Origin of the sequence: uncultured Aggregatibacter sp., from assembly GCF_938046485.1 — a bacterium.
In the GTDB taxonomy this organism is placed as follows: domain Bacteria; phylum Pseudomonadota; class Gammaproteobacteria; order Enterobacterales; family Pasteurellaceae; genus Aggregatibacter.
In genome coordinates this window covers 1-15,252 of record NZ_CALIWN010000041.1, presented here as the reverse complement: position 1 = coordinate 15,252, position 15,252 = coordinate 1, and the positions used below count along the sequence as shown (strand labels likewise).

23 protein-coding genes are annotated in these 15,252 nt (G+C 42.2%); 4 read left to right on the top strand and 19 right to left on the bottom strand.

From position 1 onward, the window contains the following. Positions 1 to 192: 192 nt before the first annotated feature. From Q0203_RS05485 to Q0203_RS05405, 17 genes are all read right to left on the bottom strand, one after another. Positions 193 to 786, bottom strand: coding sequence for a hypothetical protein (locus Q0203_RS05485; protein ID WP_297930117.1), 594 nt, complete (start codon positions 784 to 786; stop codon positions 193 to 195). Positions 787 to 946: 160 nt separating this feature from the next. Beyond that, positions 947 to 2,125 carry a hypothetical protein gene (locus Q0203_RS05480; protein ID WP_297930116.1) on the bottom strand — a complete coding sequence of 393 codons (1,179 nt, stop codon included), beginning with the start codon at positions 2,123 to 2,125 and terminating at the stop codon, positions 947 to 949. Between the two features lie 13 nt (positions 2,126 to 2,138). Continuing rightward, positions 2,139 to 2,456 carry a hypothetical protein gene (locus Q0203_RS05475; RefSeq protein WP_297930114.1) on the bottom strand — a complete coding sequence of 106 codons (318 nt, stop codon included), beginning with the start codon at positions 2,454 to 2,456 and terminating at the stop codon, positions 2,139 to 2,141. Between the two features lie 211 nt (positions 2,457 to 2,667). Further along, entirely contained in the window at positions 2,668 to 2,925 is a 258-nt protein-coding gene (gene rpsQ, locus Q0203_RS05470) for a 30S ribosomal protein S17 (RefSeq protein ID WP_005539352.1), read from the bottom strand. Further along, positions 2,925 to 3,116 carry a 50S ribosomal protein L29 gene (rpmC, locus tag Q0203_RS05465; RefSeq protein WP_005539356.1) on the bottom strand — a complete coding sequence of 64 codons (192 nt, stop codon included), beginning with the start codon at positions 3,114 to 3,116 and terminating at the stop codon, positions 2,925 to 2,927. The genes rpsQ and rpmC overlap by 1 nt, the downstream gene beginning before the upstream one ends. After that, complete coding sequence (gene rplP / locus Q0203_RS05460; protein ID WP_005715748.1) at positions 3,116 to 3,526, bottom strand: 50S ribosomal protein L16; 411 nt, start codon at positions 3,524 to 3,526, stop codon at positions 3,116 to 3,118. The genes rpmC and rplP overlap by 1 nt, the downstream gene beginning before the upstream one ends. A gap of 13 nt (positions 3,527 to 3,539) precedes the next feature. Continuing rightward, positions 3,540 to 4,247 carry a 30S ribosomal protein S3 gene (rpsC, locus tag Q0203_RS05455; RefSeq protein ID WP_005715746.1) on the bottom strand — a complete coding sequence of 236 codons (708 nt, stop codon included), beginning with the start codon at positions 4,245 to 4,247 and terminating at the stop codon, positions 3,540 to 3,542. Between the two features lie 17 nt (positions 4,248 to 4,264). Next, positions 4,265 to 4,597 (bottom strand): 50S ribosomal protein L22, encoded by a 333-nt coding sequence (gene rplV, locus Q0203_RS05450; RefSeq protein ID WP_005539363.1) that lies wholly within the window; start codon positions 4,595 to 4,597, stop codon positions 4,265 to 4,267. A gap of 10 nt (positions 4,598 to 4,607) precedes the next feature. Further along, complete coding sequence (gene rpsS / locus Q0203_RS05445) at positions 4,608 to 4,883, bottom strand: 30S ribosomal protein S19 (RefSeq protein WP_005539416.1); 276 nt, start codon at positions 4,881 to 4,883, stop codon at positions 4,608 to 4,610. A gap of 25 nt (positions 4,884 to 4,908) precedes the next feature. After that, the gene (rplB, locus tag Q0203_RS05440; RefSeq protein WP_021615553.1) at positions 4,909 to 5,730 is read right to left on the bottom strand and encodes a 50S ribosomal protein L2; all 822 of its coding nucleotides are present in this window, start codon (positions 5,728 to 5,730) and stop codon (positions 4,909 to 4,911) included. Between the two features lie 20 nt (positions 5,731 to 5,750). Continuing rightward, on the bottom strand, positions 5,751 to 6,053 hold the full coding sequence (rplW, locus tag Q0203_RS05435) for a 50S ribosomal protein L23 (RefSeq protein WP_005701885.1): 303 nt from the start codon (positions 6,051 to 6,053) through the stop codon (positions 5,751 to 5,753). Next, complete coding sequence (gene rplD / locus Q0203_RS05430; protein ID WP_005556240.1) at positions 6,050 to 6,652, bottom strand: 50S ribosomal protein L4; 603 nt, start codon at positions 6,650 to 6,652, stop codon at positions 6,050 to 6,052. Before rplD ends, rplW begins: the two co-directional genes overlap by 4 nt. Positions 6,653 to 6,667: 15 nt before the next feature. Further along, on the bottom strand, positions 6,668 to 7,294 hold the full coding sequence (gene rplC / locus Q0203_RS05425) for a 50S ribosomal protein L3 (protein ID WP_005545484.1): 627 nt from the start codon (positions 7,292 to 7,294) through the stop codon (positions 6,668 to 6,670). Between the two features lie 16 nt (positions 7,295 to 7,310). After that, the gene (gene rpsJ, locus Q0203_RS05420) at positions 7,311 to 7,622 is read right to left on the bottom strand and encodes a 30S ribosomal protein S10 (RefSeq protein ID WP_001181005.1); all 312 of its coding nucleotides are present in this window, start codon (positions 7,620 to 7,622) and stop codon (positions 7,311 to 7,313) included. Positions 7,623 to 7,856: 234 nt separating this feature from the next. Next, the gene (locus Q0203_RS05415; protein ID WP_297930101.1) at positions 7,857 to 8,705 is read right to left on the bottom strand and encodes a patatin-like phospholipase family protein; all 849 of its coding nucleotides are present in this window, start codon (positions 8,703 to 8,705) and stop codon (positions 7,857 to 7,859) included. Next, positions 8,705 to 9,592: a folate-binding protein YgfZ gene (locus tag Q0203_RS05410; protein WP_297930099.1), complete on the bottom strand. Its 888-nt coding sequence runs from the start codon at positions 9,590 to 9,592 to the stop codon at positions 8,705 to 8,707. The genes Q0203_RS05415 and Q0203_RS05410 overlap by 1 nt, the downstream gene beginning before the upstream one ends. A 27-nt stretch (positions 9,593 to 9,619) precedes the next feature. Then, a complete protein-coding gene (locus tag Q0203_RS05405) occupies positions 9,620 to 10,483 on the bottom strand; it encodes a YicC/YloC family endoribonuclease (protein WP_297930097.1) in 864 nt (287 codons plus the stop codon). 118 nt (positions 10,484 to 10,601) lie between these two features. Between Q0203_RS05405 and rph the strand changes: the two genes are divergently transcribed. The 4 genes from rph (at position 10,602) to dusC (ending at position 13,859) form a co-directional block, all read left to right on the top strand. Further along, positions 10,602 to 11,318 (top strand): ribonuclease PH, encoded by a 717-nt coding sequence (gene rph / locus Q0203_RS05400; RefSeq protein WP_006719470.1) that lies wholly within the window; start codon positions 10,602 to 10,604, stop codon positions 11,316 to 11,318. Positions 11,319 to 11,328: 10 nt separating this feature from the next. Beyond that, complete coding sequence (pyrE, locus tag Q0203_RS05395; protein ID WP_297930095.1) at positions 11,329 to 11,973, top strand: orotate phosphoribosyltransferase; 645 nt, start codon at positions 11,329 to 11,331, stop codon at positions 11,971 to 11,973. Between the two features lie 83 nt (positions 11,974 to 12,056). After that, a complete protein-coding gene (gene djlA, locus Q0203_RS05390) occupies positions 12,057 to 12,917 on the top strand; it encodes a co-chaperone DjlA (RefSeq protein ID WP_111306136.1) in 861 nt (286 codons plus the stop codon). Between the two features lie 3 nt (positions 12,918 to 12,920). Further along, positions 12,921 to 13,859 carry a tRNA dihydrouridine(16) synthase DusC gene (gene dusC / locus Q0203_RS05385; RefSeq protein WP_297930092.1) on the top strand — a complete coding sequence of 313 codons (939 nt, stop codon included), beginning with the start codon at positions 12,921 to 12,923 and terminating at the stop codon, positions 13,857 to 13,859. Positions 13,860 to 13,970: 111 nt separating this feature from the next. On the opposite strand, the gene Q0203_RS05380 is transcribed toward dusC, so the two are convergent. Both Q0203_RS05380 and Q0203_RS05375 read right to left on the bottom strand, forming a co-directional pair. After that, entirely contained in the window at positions 13,971 to 15,041 is a 1,071-nt protein-coding gene (locus Q0203_RS05380) for an ABC transporter ATP-binding protein (RefSeq protein ID WP_297930090.1), read from the bottom strand. A 57-nt stretch (positions 15,042 to 15,098) separates the two neighbouring features. Beyond that, a partial coding sequence (locus Q0203_RS05375; RefSeq protein ID WP_297930119.1) for a tyrosine-type recombinase/integrase occupies positions 15,099 to 15,252 on the bottom strand: 154 nt, incomplete at its 5' end.

The window sequence follows — 15,252 nt, the reverse complement described above, 5'->3', positions numbered from 1 at the left end:
GATTCTATCAAAAGAAAAAGAGAAAGGCAACGATAATTTGCCTTCCTCTTCTTAAGTCGTTTGCTAAAAGTGCGGTTGAAATTTACCGCAGTTTTTAGAATTATAAAAATATCTCTATACATTCAAAATTCATCGAATGAAAAAATAAGGGTTAGAAAAAAATGAAGCGAATTATTACATTAGAGAAACTTATCAGTTTTTATATCTTGGGAAAATTTCCTTGCCTAACAACCAGAGATAGCGATCAATTTCTTTTAACTTAAATCTCTCTAATTTATAATATCTTTGGAAATCCAACAAAATTCCTTTAAATTTTCTGTAATCTTTTAGATCTATTCTTTTAAATGATGAAAATTTATCTATTTTATTAAAATATAAGAGAACTCTCTCCACATAACTATCATAAATTGGGAAAGCAATTGGATTATGATGACTACAATATTTAGTCGCAAAAGAATAAAAATACCTTTTGTTATTACCAATTTTTACGTTTCCTAATTCACGAACTAATTTGATATCACCAGCCTTTAAACGTTTATCTAGATCTTTAATACTTAAAATACGTTTTGCCACAGGATAAATAGCAAATATTCTTGTGCTATAAAAATCATTTAAACATGATGCCTTTAATAAAATATCAGCTATTTCAGAATTTCCAGGTAATAACTCTAGAAAAAGTTTATTTAATGCCTCTTCTTGTGAAGTATAACCTTCAAGATTTTTCCATTCATCTAGATATTTATTAACTTCTGAAAAACTGGGTTTAGGAGGTAAAGACTTTTCCACATTTTCTCCAATACTTGAAATTCATTTAAATATGGGAACACCAAAAAGAATAAGTAATATTTCTTTCTATATACTTGCCATTCTACAATAAAAATAATAAACACCGCATGTATTACACACGGTGTTATTTATAAAGTCAGTCAATTGTAAATCCAACTTATTATATGCTATACCGAATTTTACAATTTGGTAATGCACTTTGAAGTTGATTACACTCATCACTGTCAGGTTCTATGCTGTAGTAATCAAAATTCTTAGTATCTTCTAAATAAAGGGTGCTTAAATTAGGCAAAGACGCTAATTTAGCTAATAATTGAATATCTACTTTATTACCAGAAAGGTCTAATTCTTTAATACTAGAGAATGAAATTATCAAATCTATTACATCTTCTTTTACAGACTCATCCCAATCTCTGAATGAAAGTGATGATACATTAAGGCTTTTTAATGCAGCAAGATTACTAATATCCTCATAAGTACCAACATGTAGATTAATTACACAATTTGGTAATTTATCACCTAATGCGGCTAACATACTACACTCATCAGCACTCCAATCCCCCGAATATGGTAAAGAAAGAGTTCTTAAATTAGTCAACGAAGATAATTTTTCTAGAGCATCTCCAGAAACACTATTAGTAGTAAGATCCAGTTCTTTCAGTTGAGGAATTTGAGCAAGCAAATCAATTTCCTCCGAACCAAAACCGCCACCCCAACCATGGAACGATAATGAAGACAATTGCTTAATATGTGACAATTTAGGCAACTCTCTAATATTATACACATTATCCGGAATGACAAATTTATGAGTTATTCCAGGTTCAAAATTACCATCTGAGAAATGCACACCTACAATATAATCTTTCAAATAGAAAGCGATTGCACCATTTCTGTCATAAAGATCTAGTTCTGTAGAAATTTCCTGACTTAAATCATCGTATTCAGGAGTCAAGCCATAGTCTTCATCAAGAAATTCATCTTTAATATTCCATAACACAATATATTTTAGTGTATCTGATAATCCACACCACCATTCCCAATCCTCATCAGAAATATACTCTGTAGTATCAGTATCTGAGATAAGTTCTTCTGGGAATTTATCCTCCGCTAATTTTGTAGTTTCTCTACGAGTATCAACACCGTTGATGAAATTAATTAATCGATGGCCAAAATAACGAGTATTCCATTCGTCAGAATATTCAAAACCAAGATCTTCAGAAATTTCTCTTAACATGTTTCGTGTTTTTCTGTCACGGCATCTGATAGTAACGGTATAATCTTCAGCAGATTCGATAATTAAATCTTTATAAATTGCACAACTTCTGATTTTTTTAGACATAATTACCTCCCTCTTACCAAAGTTTTAAAACAATCTGACCAAAAGCAACTAGAATAGGGTTACCACTTAGTTCATAAGTAGTATTATAGTTTGCTGAAACTTTAGGCTTAATCTTATTCCCTTCTGTCACCCAAATATCACTTTGCTTTGCTCCAACTTTAGGTTTTAACTCACGTCCATCATATACCCAAATATCACTTTGTTTTGCTCCAACTTTAGGTCTTAATTCACGTCCATCATATATCCAAATATCACTTTGATTTGCTCCAACTTTAGGTTTTAACTCACGCCCATCACAAAACCATTTACTTGACAATTCAATCTTTGGCATAATTTTCTCCAATATCCTTATTAAAAATATTTTTATCAGTGTTTGTTTAGGTGTTATGTCAATAACACCTAAAAGAAGTATACTTCTTTGCGAAATTAGCTTACTGAAAAAAAGTGCGGTTAAAATTTGTAAAATTTTAACCGCACTTTAAAAATAAAAAAGCCAATAGCTTTACACTATTGGCTTTTATTTTATTACTTTTTGTCGTTAATTAAGCAATTACTGCTTTCTCAACTACACGAACTAAAGTCCATGATTTAGTTTTAGAAATCGGACGACATTCGCGAACTTCTACTAAATCACCTAATTTAGCTTCGTTATTTTCATCGTGCACATGTAGTTTAGTTGTGCGACGGATAAACTTACCATAAAGTGGGTGTTTAACCTTGCGTTCAATAGCAACAACGAAAGATTTCTCCATCTTGTCACTTACTACACGACCTTGCACGCTACGAATTTTATCAGTCATTACTCACCCGCCTTTTCGGTTAGAACAGTTTTAATTTGTGCAATACTACGACGCACTTGTTTTAACTGATGGGTTTGTTGAAGCTGACCGGTGGCTGCTTGCATACGCAACTTGAATTGCTCACCTAACAAGTTAACCAATTCAGCATTCAGCTCTTCAACACTTTTTGTACGTAGTTCTTGAGCTTTCATTACATCACCGTCTTAGTTACGAAAGTGGTCTTAATTGGCAATTTAGCAGCTGCTAAAGCAAATGCTTCTCTTGCGATCTCTTCAGACACACCATCCATTTCATAGAGAACTTTACCCGGTTGGATTAAGGCTACCCAGTACTCAACGTTACCTTTACCTTTACCCATACGGACTTCTAGTGGTTTTTCAGTAATTGGTTTATCTGGGAATACACGAATCCAGATTTTACCTTGACGTTTTACTGCACGTGTCATCGCACGACGAGCGGCTTCAATTTGACGCGCAGTTAAACGACCACGACCAACAGCTTTTAAACCGAAAGTACCGAAGCTAACTTCTGTACCGCCCGCGATACCGCGGTTACGGCCTTTGTGAACTTTACGGAATTTTGTACGTTTTGGTTGCAACATTTAGCGATTCTCCTTACTTACGACCTTTACCGCGCGGAGCCTTTTTAGGCTTGTCGGCAGGTTGTTGTTCCGGTTGCGCTAGCGCAGCCATTCCACCAAGAATCTCACCTTTGAAGATCCATACTTTAACGCCGATTACGCCGTATGTAGTATGAGCTTCTGCAGTGTTATAGTCGATGTCCGCACGTAATGTATGTAGAGGTACACGACCTTCACGATACCATTCAGAACGAGCAATTTCAGCACCGCCCAAACGTCCGCTAACTTCAACTTTGATACCTTTAGCGCCTAAACGCATTGCGTTTTGTACCGCTTTCTTCATAGCACGACGGAACATAACACGACGTTCTAATTGTGAAGCGATACTGTCTGCAACTAATTTTGCATCTAATTCAGGTTTTTTCACTTCAGCAATGTTGATTTGCGCTGGAACGCCTGCGATTTTTGCTACTGCGTTGCGTAATTTTTCAACATCTTCGCCTTTTTTACCAATAACGATACCCGGGCGAGCTGTGTGAATAGTTACACGAATACTTTTCGCTGGACGTTCAATAGTGATACGTGAAACGGAAGCATTCGCTAATTCTTTGTTTAAGAATTGACGTACTTTGAAATCGCCTTCAAGATTGTCAGCGAAGTCTTGTGTATTCGCAAACCAAGTAGAGCTCCAAGGTTTTACAATACCTAGGCGAATACCATGTGGATGTACTTTTTGACCCATTGTTATTCCTCTACTTATTAACGATCTGACACAACCACAGTGATGTGGCTTGTACGTTTTAAAATACGATCTGCACGACCTTTAGCACGTGGCATAACACGTTTCATGCTTGGACCTTCATCTACGAAAATCTTCGCAACTTTAAGATCATCGATATCTGCACCGTCATTGTGCTCAGCATTAGCAATCGCTGACTCAAGAACTTTCTTCACTAAAGCAGATGCTTTTTTATTCGTGTAAGTAAGAATTTCTAGAGCTTGAGCCACTTTCTTGCCACGGATTAAATCCGCAACTAAGCGAGCTTTTTGCGCTGAAGTGCGAGCGTAACGATGTTTTGCAATAGTTTCCATCTTTTACCCCTTACTTCTTAGCTTTCTTGTCCGCAGCGTGACCGCGGTAAGTACGAGTCGGTGCAAATTCGCCTAATTTATGACCGATCATTTCATCAGAAACATAAACAGGAACATGCTGACGACCATTATGGACTGCGATGGTCAATCCAATCATTGATGGAATGATCATTGAACGACGGGACCAAGTTTTAATTGGTTTTTTATCCCCGCTTTCCACCGCCTTCTCTACCTTCTTCAACAAGTGTAGGTCAAGGAAAGGACCTTTCTTGAGAGAACGTGGCATGGCTTATCCTCTTATTTAATTAAAATTATTTACCACGACGACGTACGATATATTTATCAGTACGTTTGTTATGGCGAGTTTTCTTACCTTTAGTTTGAACGCCCCAAGGTGTTACTGGGTGTTTACCAAAGTTACGACCTTCACCACCACCGTGCGGGTGATCTACTGGGTTCATTGCAGTACCACGAACTGTAGGGCGTACACCTCTCCAGCGGTTAGCACCGGCTTTACCCAATACGCGAAGCATATGCTCTGAGTTGCCTACTTCACCAATGGTGGCAGAACATTCAGCCAACACTTTACGCATCTCGCCAGAACGGAGACGTAAAGTCACATAATTACCTTCACGGGCAATGATCTGTACATAAGCACCAGCTGAACGAGCAATTTGACCGCCTTTACCTGGTTTTAATTCAACATTATGTACGGTAGAACCAACCGGGATATTACGCATTGGTAATGAGTTACCAACTTTAATTGGCGCATGTGCACCCGCTTGGATTTGATCACCTGCAGCCAAACCTTTTGGTGCTAAGATATAACGACGTTCACCGTCTTTATAAAGCACTAAAGCAATATTTGCAGAACGATTCGGATCGTATTCTAAACGTTCAACAACACCAGGAATGTCTAATTTATTACGTTTAAAATCAATTAAACGATAGTGTTGTTTGTGACCGCCACCGATGTGACGAGTAGTAATACGACCATAGTTGTTACGACCACCAGTTTTAGATTTAGTATCTAAAAGCGCAGCGAAAGGTTTACCTTTGTGCAATTCATGGTTAACAACTTTAACAACATGACGACGACCAGCGGAGGTCGGCTTACATTTAACGATAGCCATTATCTTCTACTCCTCCGTAATTACTCTGCTGCGCCTTCAACGAAGTCCAAAGATTGTCCTTCTTGAAGTGTAACATAAGCTTTTTTCCAGTCACTGCGACGTCCCATCTTAGCACCACGGCGTTTAGTTTTACCTTTCACCACAACGGTACGAACAGAATCCACTTTCACTTCAAAAAGTTGCTCTACTGCATTAGCAATTTCTACTTTGTTCGCATCTAAAGCGACTTTGAAAACGATTGTGTTTGACTTCTCAGCGTTATTTGTTGCTTTCTCAGAGACATGTGGTGCTTTAAGCACTTTTAGCAAACGTTCTTGACTCATGCTAACATCTCCTCAATTTGCTTCACAGCATCCACAGTTACAACTACTTTATCGAAAGCAATTAAACTTACCGGATCAATACCTTGAGCATCACGAACATCTACTTTGTATAAGTTACGTGCTGCCAAGAACAGATTTTCATCTAAACTTGCTGTGATGATTAACACATCTTCAAGTGCTAATTCTTTTAATTTTTGTACTAATACTTTGGTTTTTGGTGCATCAATTTCAAATTTATCAACAACAACTAAACGATCTTGACGAACAAGCTCGGAAAGAATGCTTTTGATTGCACCGCGGTACATTTTCTTGTTCACTTTTTGACTGTGATCTTGTGGTTTCGCTGCGAAAGTGACACCACCAGAACGCCAAATTGGTGATTTAATATCACCGGAACGAGCACGACCTGTACCTTTTTGACGCCAAGGTTTTTTACCTGAACCGGACACTTCAGCACGAGTTTTTTGTGCACGAGAACCTTGACGAGCACCTGCTGCATAAGCAACAACAACTTGGTGAATCAACGCTTCGTTAAACTCACGGCCGAAGGTAGTTTCAGAAACAGTGAGTGCATTAGCACCAACAACTTGTAATTCCATCTCTATCTCCTAGACCTATGCTTTAACTGCCGGCTTAACGATAACATCACTACCAGTAGCACCCGGAACGGCACCTTTTACTAATAGCAATTTACGCTCAGCATCTACACGAACAACTTCAAGGGATTGAACGGTTACACGTTCATTACCTAAGTGTCCTGCCATTTTTTTACCTTTAAACACACGGCCCGGAGTTTGGTTTTGACCAATAGAACCGAGAACACGATGTGATAAAGAGTTACCGTGGGTAGCATCTTGAGTACGGAAGTTCCAACGTTTAACACCACCTTGGAAACCTTTACCTTTAGAAGTACCGGTAACATCAACTTTTTTAACATCTGCGAAGATGTCAACGTTAATTTCTTGACCTAAAGTGAATTCTTCACCTTCAGTACGAAATTCCCATAAACCGCGACCAGCTTCAACGCCAGCTTTCACGAAATGACCCGCTTCAGGCTTCGTTACACGACTTGCTTTTTTAGAGCCAGTGGTAACTTGAACTGCAGTATAGCCATCGTTTTCAAGAGTTTTAACTTGAGTTACGCGGTTGGCTTCGATTTCGATAACGGTAACCGGTACAGACACGCCATCTTCATTGAAGATACGGGTCATACCGACTTTACGACCGACTAAACCAATCATTGTAATAACCTCTTAATTAACCTAGGCTGATCTGCACGTCAACGCCGGCAGCCAAGTCTAAACGCATTAAAGCATCAACAGTTTTTTCTGTTGGCTCAACAATATCAACTAAACGTTTGTGAGTACGGATTTCATATTGGTCACGCGCATCTTTATTTACGTGTGGAGAAATCAATACTGTGAAACGCTCTTTACGAGTTGGTAAAGGAATCGGACCACGCACTTGCGCACCGGTACGTTTAGCTGTTTCAACGATCTCCGCTGTGGATTGATCGATCAAACGATGATCAAACGCTTTAAGGCGGATACGGATTCTTTGGTTCTGCATGAGACCAGAGCTCCAATAAATTTAGCTAATAAAAAAACTAACACCATCACAATTCTTACATCAAAACAACAAGAAAAGGAGGTGCAAGCTACCTGTTATATAGTCTCCAAATCGGAGACATTGTTAGTATTACATATCGTAATACCCGTTTAATAAATGATTACATTAAACGGCTTCTATAATTAAAGCCTGTGAATTCTACTAAAAGATAAACCACTCTGCAAGTGTTATCTTCTAAAACGGCTCTGATAAATACCGTTTTAATGCCGGTATCACCGTTTTCGCATCTTTCACCCCTAAGTCATACATTGCCTGCACTTTGGCGACGTCTTTTTCAATACGGCGAATAGGCAGCGTAACAGAAGGACGAATCACAAAAATCTCGCCTTGTTCGTTAAAACGAATGACGTCTTCCACTGCACGGTTATAGTCGGCATAGCGGTTGGTCAGGCGTTCGACCAGTTTTGGGTAACGGCGATAAAAAGCATTAAAAATCAGCGGATTGGTCGGCGTTTTGCGGTAATCCAATGGGCGGGTGAGCACGACGATGATTTTGTCGTAGCCCAACTGTTGGCAGAAATGCAACGGAATACTGTCTGCAATGCCACCGTCTAAATATTTTTTGCCGTTGATTTCCACCATTTTTGATACGAAAGGCATGGCAGAGGTGGCACGCAGGGTTTCCATTTGCTCAAAGGCATCGTGGATTTTCACATATTCCGCTTCGCCGCTTTCTACGTTGGTTAACACCGTGTAAAAGTCGATGCCCGAACGGGCGAATGCTGCTTGATCGAAGACGTCCAATTCAAAAGGTAGCTGATAAAAGGCAAAATCTTTGTTGACGATATTGCCCGTGGTGAACAGGCTGTGCCAGCCCATGTAGCGTTTGTCGTTGAGGTATTTTTTGTTGTAGCGCAGGACACGGCCTTTTTGTTTCGAAGGAAAATTCACGCCGAATAATGCCCCAGCGGATACGCTGACGATGCCGTCAATGTGAATCTGTTCATCAAGGAAAACATCTAACACGCCGGCGGTGAACATCCCGCGCATGGCGCCGCCCTCTAATACCAATCCGACTTTCATTAGCTTAACTCATAAGGCAAGAGTTGCATGTCGAGCAAGGTTTGGCAATTCGGCAAGCGGAACGCCTGACCTTCTTCCAACGGCGTATTTAATACGGTTTGTAACCACAAAACACCGTGGAAATTGACCGCACTTGTGATAGTGCCCGTGGCGCGCCAGTTATCGCCGAGTGCCATTTCCAATGCCGAACCGATGTCCGGCAGACTTTGTGTTTGTGCTGCGAAAATAAATAAAGCGCGTTTATTGGCGCCACGATATTTGGCGCGCGCTACGGTTTCTTGCCCGATGTAACAGCCCTTTTGGAAGGAAATCGCCTGTTCGATACTTTGTAGGTTTAACGCTTGAGGAATAAATTCTAATTGGGTCGCGGCTGCCAAACTAGGGATGCCATCCTGAATGTCCAATAAATCCCAAACCCCAGCTTCAACGGTTGGTTCGAGGTCTAAACGGGTCGGGTTGAGTAAAATCACGCGCGGTTGTTGCGCCTTCACATCAATGCGAATTTGCGCAGAAAATTGACCGCACTTTTCGATGCCTTTTGTGCCGGCGGCGCCGAGAATTTGCCAATCTAACAGCGTGAAAGTGACTTTGGAAAACACCGCATATTTTTTCAGTTGATCCAACGCCGATGGCAATAATGCGCTTTTCAACAGCATATAAAAGGTCTGTTCATCTTGACGAATTAAACGGAACAGCGCACTCATTTTGCCTTTCGGATCGCAATGGGCGGTAAGAGTGGATTCGCCAACAGCTAACTTAGTGACATCGCAAGTGAGTTGCCCCTGTAAATATTTTTCCGCCTCCGCGCCCGCAATTTCAATCAGTGAGTAGTGCGTTAACGGGCAAATAATGTCGTCCTGCTGTGCCGTTAAAAGGGAATAGGCCATCGTACTTTCCTTAAAAATATCAATCAATTACTCAAGATTTTGAATTTGTTCGCGCATTTGCTCAATTAACACTTTAAGCTCAATGGCGGAATTGGTCACATCGACATTGATGGACTTAGACGCCAAGGTGTTGGATTCGCGGTTGAGCTCTTGCATCATGAAATCCAACTTGCGTCCCACCGCACCGCCTTTGCGCAGAATGTTTTGCGTTTCTTTCACGTGTAATTGCAAACGATCCAATTCTTCGGCGACATCAATGCGTTGTGCCAACATAATCAGCTCTTGCTCTAAACGTTGTGGATCCGGTTGCAGTTGCACTTCTTCAAACCGTTGCAACATGCGCTCGCGTTGCCATTGTAAAATCTCCGGCATTTTGGACCGCACTTTTTTCTGTTCTTCATTGATGGCTTCAAGGCGTTGTGTCAGCAACGTATGGATTTTCTCCCCTTCTCGTTGACGCATAGCGATAAATTCCTCGACCACTTGCTCAAACGCCACCAATAGATCTTGGCTGATTAAATCCACATCCTGTTCCGGCACTTCCACTACGCCCGGGTAGCGTAATACATCGGTTAAATTGAGTTCTCCTTCGCCCGCTTGTTGTTTTAGCCATTGCAAAGATTGCAATACTTGCGTGGCAAGTTCTTGATTAATGTGTAATTCGGCGGCAGTTTGTTTTTTATTATCAATACGCAGGGTACATTCGATTTTGCCGCGAGTGAGTTTTTGGCGTAAGGTTTCGCGTAAGGTGTTTTCCAAGCTGCGGAATTGTTCCGGCAGGCGGAAAAAGGTTTCCAGATAACGTTGATTAACCGAACGGATTTCCCAAACTGCGTTTCCCCAGTCTTTTTTGATTTCTAAACTGGCGAATGCCGTCATGCTATAAATCATAATAATTCCTTCATTTTTAGGCGCTAAAATTTGTGTTCTATTGTACTGCCAAATTTCGTTTCTGTCAGTTTGCGTGCTAAAATGGCGCGATTTTTTATTGCTTAACGAGGAATTTTTCATGCGTCCGAATCAACGTGCCAACCACCAAACCCGCCCAATTAAAATCACCCGTCATTACACCAAACACGCGGAAGGTTCCGTGCTGGTGGAATTTGGCGATACCAAAGTGTTGTGTACTGCCACCGTGGAAGATGGCGTGCCGCGCTTTTTAAAAGGACAGGGGCAAGGTTGGGTCACGGCGGAATACGGCATGTTGCCACGTTCTACCCATAGCCGTATGCAACGTGAAGCGGCAAAAGGCAAACAAGGCGGTCGTACCTTAGAAATTCAACGTTTAATTGCCCGTTCCTTACGTGCCATGGTGGATTTAGAAGCCCTTGGTGAGCGTTGTGTGACCTTAGATTGTGATGTGATCCAAGCGGACGGCGGTACACGCACCGCCTCCATTACCGGCGCTTGCGTGGCGTTATGTGATGCGTTGAACGGCTTGGTGGCAAACGGCACATTAAGCAAAAATCCATTAAAAGGCTTGGTGGCGGCGATTTCTGTCGGCATCGTAAACGGCGAAGCAGTATGTGATTTGGAATACGTGGAAGATTCCGCCGCAGAAACAGACATGAATGTGGTCATGATGGAAGACGGCCGCATGATTGAAGTACAAGGTACCGCAGAAGGTGAACCGTTCAGCCATGAGGAATTATTAACCTTACTAGATCTCGCCAAACAAGGCTGTGAGGTCATTTTCCAAACCCAACGTGCGGCGTTAGCAGAATAAGGATAGGAAGATGGAAAACTATAAACAACAGTTTATTGAATTCGCCCTTGCCCGTCAGGTTTTAAAATTTGGTGAGTTCACCTTGAAATCCGGCCGTGTGAGCCCTTATTTCTTTAACGCCGGTTTGTTTAATCAAGGCGCCGATCTTGCCCGTTTAGGTGAATTTTATGCGGCAGCCTTACAAGATGCCGGTTTGCAATACGACATAATTTTTGGCCCGGCGTACAAAGGCATTCCCATTGCCACTGCGGTATCTATTGCGTTATTCAACCGCTTTGACATCAATAAACCGGTGTGCTTTAACCGCAAAGAAACCAAAGATCACGGCGAAGGTGGCAATTTAATCGGCAGTCCGTTGCGCGGCAAGGTGTTGTTGGTGGATGATGTGATCACTGCCGGTACGGCAATTCGTGAATCCATGCAAATTATTCAAGCCAATGAAGCGCAATTAAGCGCGGTATTGATTGCCTTGAATCGTCAAGAACGTGGCAATGGCGAGCTGTCTGCGATTCAAGAAGTCGAGCGCGATTACCAATGCGACGTGTTATCTATCATTGATTTTGCCGATTTGATGGCGTTCATTGAAACTCAACCGGAATACCAACAATATTTACCGGCAATGCGCGCTTATCGTGAGCAATACGGCATTAAATAAAGCGAAAGTGCGGTTGTTTTTTCACGCGTTTTTCAATTTGCTGAGAAAATCTACCGCACTTTTTTGACCCTAACGGAGCGACAATGAATTTTATTGGGAAATTTTTAGGTGCCTTAATCGGCTTTCGATTGGGCGGTTTTTTTGGCATGTTGGCGGGAGTGTTTCTTGGCCATCTTGCAGACAAAAAACTGTATGAGCTGGGCACGGTCAATTCTTCTTTCTTCAAAACGAAAACCACCCGTCAACTGTTGTTTATGCAAACCACCTTTGCGGTGTTGGGGCATTTAAGCAAAGCCAAAGGGCGTGTCACGGAAAATGACATTCTGTTAGCAACCCATTTAATGGATCAAATGCAACTGGACGATGCCGGTCGTCGTTTGGCGCAAGAGGCATTTAATCGTGGTAAACAGACGGATTTTCCGATTCGTCAGGTGATTCGCGAATTTCGTCTGGGTTGCGGACAACGTGCCGATTTGTTACGAGCATTTTTATCCGTGCAAATTCAAGCCGCCTTTTCCGATGATCATTTACATGATAATGAAAAAGACGTGCTGTTTATTGTTGCTGAAGAACTGGGCTTATCTCGTGTTCAATTTGAGCAAATGTTGGCGATGGAAATGGCGGCGCGTCACTTTGCACGCGGCGGTTTTTATCAACAAGGCGGCTACTACGAGCAACATTCCGGCTCCCAAGGCGGCTATCAACAGCAATCTCAATCCTCTTCTGGCCCGACCTTAAACGATGCTTATCAAGTGCTTGGCGTCACGGCGACAGACGATCAGCCCACAGTGAAACGTGCTTATCGTCGTTTAATGAATGAAAATCATCCGGATAAATTAGTGGCAAAAGGGTTGCCACCGGAAATGATGGAAATGGCGAAAGAGAAAACCCAGCAAATTCAAGCCGCATACGACTTGATTTGCAAAGCCAAAGGTTGGAAATAACCTTTGCGCGTCATTTTAGCCCCGATGCAGGGCGTGCTTGATCCTCTCGTGCGTCAATTATTAACGGAAGTGAACGATTACGATTTGTGCATTTCCGAATTTGTTCGTGTGGTGGATCAACGCCTCCCTCCGAAAGTGTTTTATCGTCTTTGCCCTGAATTACTCCAACAGGGCTACACGCCAAGCGGTACGCCGGTACGTGTGCAACTGCTCGGACAACATCCCCAATGGCTGGCGGAAAATGCCGAACTTGCTATTCAATTAGGTTCCCACGGCGTTGATTTAAATTGTGGCTGTCCGTCGAAAACCGTGAATGGCAGCAACGGCGGCGCCTCTTTGTTAAAGCAACCGGAACTTATTTACCAAGCCACCAAAGCCATTCGTCAAGCCGTTCCACCAGAACAGGCAGTGAGTGTCAAAGTGCGCTTAGGCTGGGATTCCACTGATTTTGCTTACGACATTGCTGATGCGGTGCAACAAGGTGGTGCGACAGAAATTGCGATTCATGGCCGCACCAAAGCGGATGGTTATCGTGCTGATCGCATCAACTGGCAAAAAATTGGTGAAATCCGCCAAAAACTCCATATTCCTGTGATCGCTAACGGCGAAATTTGGCGTTGGGAAGATGGGCAACGATGCTTAGAAATGACCGGCTGTGAAGATTTAATGGTTGGTCGTGGGGCGCTTAATATGCCTAATTTAAGCCGTGTGCTAAAACATAACGATGCGCCCTTAAGCTGGGCTGAAATCCTGCCGATTCTGCGCAAATACGCCACATTAGAAAATTGCCACGACAGCGGTTTTTACCACGTGGCACGCATTAAGCAATGGCTACAGTATTTGAAATGTGAATATAAAGAAGCAACGGATTTGTTTGAGATCGTAAAACGTTGTCATGATGGAGATGAATTAAGGGCGTTATTGGAAGCGCATTTGAGATAGCGTTATGTTTGAAAAATAACTGAAAAATGCACCGCACTTTTTAAGTCATGTGCTCGTTAATAGCGCTTTTTTTACCTACAACGTAAATTGCAATCGCCATAAAGCCAACACTTATTCCCCATAAAACAAGCCCGTGCCATATAAATACACCTCAACCTTATCTCCCACATACAACTCAATGCCATGGTGTTCCTCTAATTCAATTTCGAAGCCATTTATTTCAATTTGAATCGCCGTAATTTTGCCTTTGAATTCTACGTGGCGGACGATGGCGTTAAAAAGTGCGGTCGAATTTTGCGGTGTTTTTGATAAACAGAATTGTTCCGGACGGAGAAGTAGCGTGCCGCTTTGTTGCCCTTGGCTTTTGTCTATGACGGAAATGTCACCTAATTGGCAATGCGCCGTTGAAGGTGAATTTAAGGTTGCCGGCAACACAATGCTTTCGCCGATAAAGGTGGCAGTGGAAAGGTGTTTTGGCGACCAATAAAGCGTGCGGGGGTTCGCGATTTGTAAGATTTCTCCATTTTGCAACACAGCGATTTTATCGGCATAACGCAAAGCCTCGTCACGATCATGGGTGACGAAAATGGCGGAAGTACCACTTTGGCGGAGTGCTTGCAACATATCATGACGGATTTGTTGGCGCAGATGTTCATCTAAGGCGCTAAAAGGTTCGTCTAATAAAATCAGTTCAGGATTTGGCGCAATGGCGCGTGCCAAGGCGACACGCTGCTGTTGCCCGCCGGAAAGTTGGTGTGGAAAACGGTCGGCGAGCGCACAAATGCCGGTAAGCGCCATCACTTCGTCAATGCGTTGTCGTTCTTCCGGGGAGCGACCTTTGCCATCGCCCAACCCGTAAGCAATATTGCGATACACATTCAAGTGTGGAAATAATACGCCTTCTTGCACCACATAACCTAGCCGACGCTGTTGCGGTGGAATATTGCAATTTGCGCCCAAAATCAACCGCTCTTTTAGGTAAATTTCACCGTTATCGGGTTGTTCAAAACCGGCAATAGCACGTAGCAAAGTCGTTTTTCCACAACCGGAGGCACCGAGTAAAAACAAGATTTCGCCACTGTGCAATTCAAGGGAAATATCGCGTAGTACGCGCGTCTGCCCAAAATGTTTATTGAGGCAGTGGATTTGTAACAAAGGGAGAGATTTTTGAGTTGTCTTCATTAGTGAAAATCCATTAAATCGCACTGAAAGTGCGGTAAAAAATCATCGTGTTTTTCCTTATTTTTTCCGTTTAGCACGAGGATGCGCCGTATCATACACATCTGCTAAATGTTGAAAATTTAAGTGTGTATAAATTTGCGTTGTCGATAAATGACTGTGTCCGAGCAATTCTTGCACCGCGCGTAAATCCGAACTGGCTTCCAACATGTGA

What these genes read in the sequence shown, in the direction of transcription:
- Q0203_RS05480 (WP_297930116.1), bottom strand. Translation starts at nt 2,125, where the DNA reads ATGTCTAAAAAAATCAGAAGTTGTGCAATTTATAAAGATTTAATTATC.
- Q0203_RS05475 (WP_297930114.1), bottom strand. Translation starts at nt 2,456, where the DNA reads ATGCCAAAGATTGAATTGTCAAGTAAATGGTTTTGTGATGGGCGTGAG.
- rpsQ (WP_005539352.1), bottom strand. Translation starts at nt 2,925, where the DNA reads ATGACTGATAAAATTCGTAGCGTGCAAGGTCGTGTAGTAAGTGACAAG.
- rpmC (WP_005539356.1), bottom strand. Translation starts at nt 3,116, where the DNA reads ATGAAAGCTCAAGAACTACGTACAAAAAGTGTTGAAGAGCTGAATGCT.
- rplP (WP_005715748.1), bottom strand. Translation starts at nt 3,526, where the DNA reads ATGTTGCAACCAAAACGTACAAAATTCCGTAAAGTTCACAAAGGCCGT.
- rpsC (WP_005715746.1), bottom strand. Translation starts at nt 4,247, where the DNA reads ATGGGTCAAAAAGTACATCCACATGGTATTCGCCTAGGTATTGTAAAA.
- rplV (WP_005539363.1), bottom strand. Translation starts at nt 4,597, where the DNA reads ATGGAAACTATTGCAAAACATCGTTACGCTCGCACTTCAGCGCAAAAA.
- rpsS (WP_005539416.1), bottom strand. Translation starts at nt 4,883, where the DNA reads ATGCCACGTTCTCTCAAGAAAGGTCCTTTCCTTGACCTACACTTGTTG.
- rplB (WP_021615553.1), bottom strand. Translation starts at nt 5,730, where the DNA reads ATGGCTATCGTTAAATGTAAGCCGACCTCCGCTGGTCGTCGTCATGTT.
- rplW (WP_005701885.1), bottom strand. Translation starts at nt 6,053, where the DNA reads ATGAGTCAAGAACGTTTGCTAAAAGTGCTTAAAGCACCACATGTCTCT.
- rplD (WP_005556240.1), bottom strand. Translation starts at nt 6,652, where the DNA reads ATGGAATTACAAGTTGTTGGTGCTAATGCACTCACTGTTTCTGAAACT.
- rplC (WP_005545484.1), bottom strand. Translation starts at nt 7,294, where the DNA reads ATGATTGGTTTAGTCGGTCGTAAAGTCGGTATGACCCGTATCTTCAAT.
- rpsJ (WP_001181005.1), bottom strand. Translation starts at nt 7,622, where the DNA reads ATGCAGAACCAAAGAATCCGTATCCGCCTTAAAGCGTTTGATCATCGT.
- Q0203_RS05415 (WP_297930101.1), bottom strand. Translation starts at nt 8,705, where the DNA reads ATGAAAGTCGGATTGGTATTAGAGGGCGGCGCCATGCGCGGGATGTTC.
- Q0203_RS05410 (WP_297930099.1), bottom strand. Translation starts at nt 9,592, where the DNA reads ATGGCCTATTCCCTTTTAACGGCACAGCAGGACGACATTATTTGCCCG.
- Q0203_RS05405 (WP_297930097.1), bottom strand. Translation starts at nt 10,483, where the DNA reads ATGATTTATAGCATGACGGCATTCGCCAGTTTAGAAATCAAAAAAGAC.
- rph (WP_006719470.1), top strand. Translation starts at nt 10,602, where the DNA reads ATGCGTCCGAATCAACGTGCCAACCACCAAACCCGCCCAATTAAAATC.
- pyrE (WP_297930095.1), top strand. Translation starts at nt 11,329, where the DNA reads ATGGAAAACTATAAACAACAGTTTATTGAATTCGCCCTTGCCCGTCAG.
- djlA (WP_111306136.1), top strand. Translation starts at nt 12,057, where the DNA reads ATGAATTTTATTGGGAAATTTTTAGGTGCCTTAATCGGCTTTCGATTG.
- Q0203_RS05380 (WP_297930090.1), bottom strand. Translation starts at nt 15,041, where the DNA reads ATGAAGACAACTCAAAAATCTCTCCCTTTGTTACAAATCCACTGCCTC.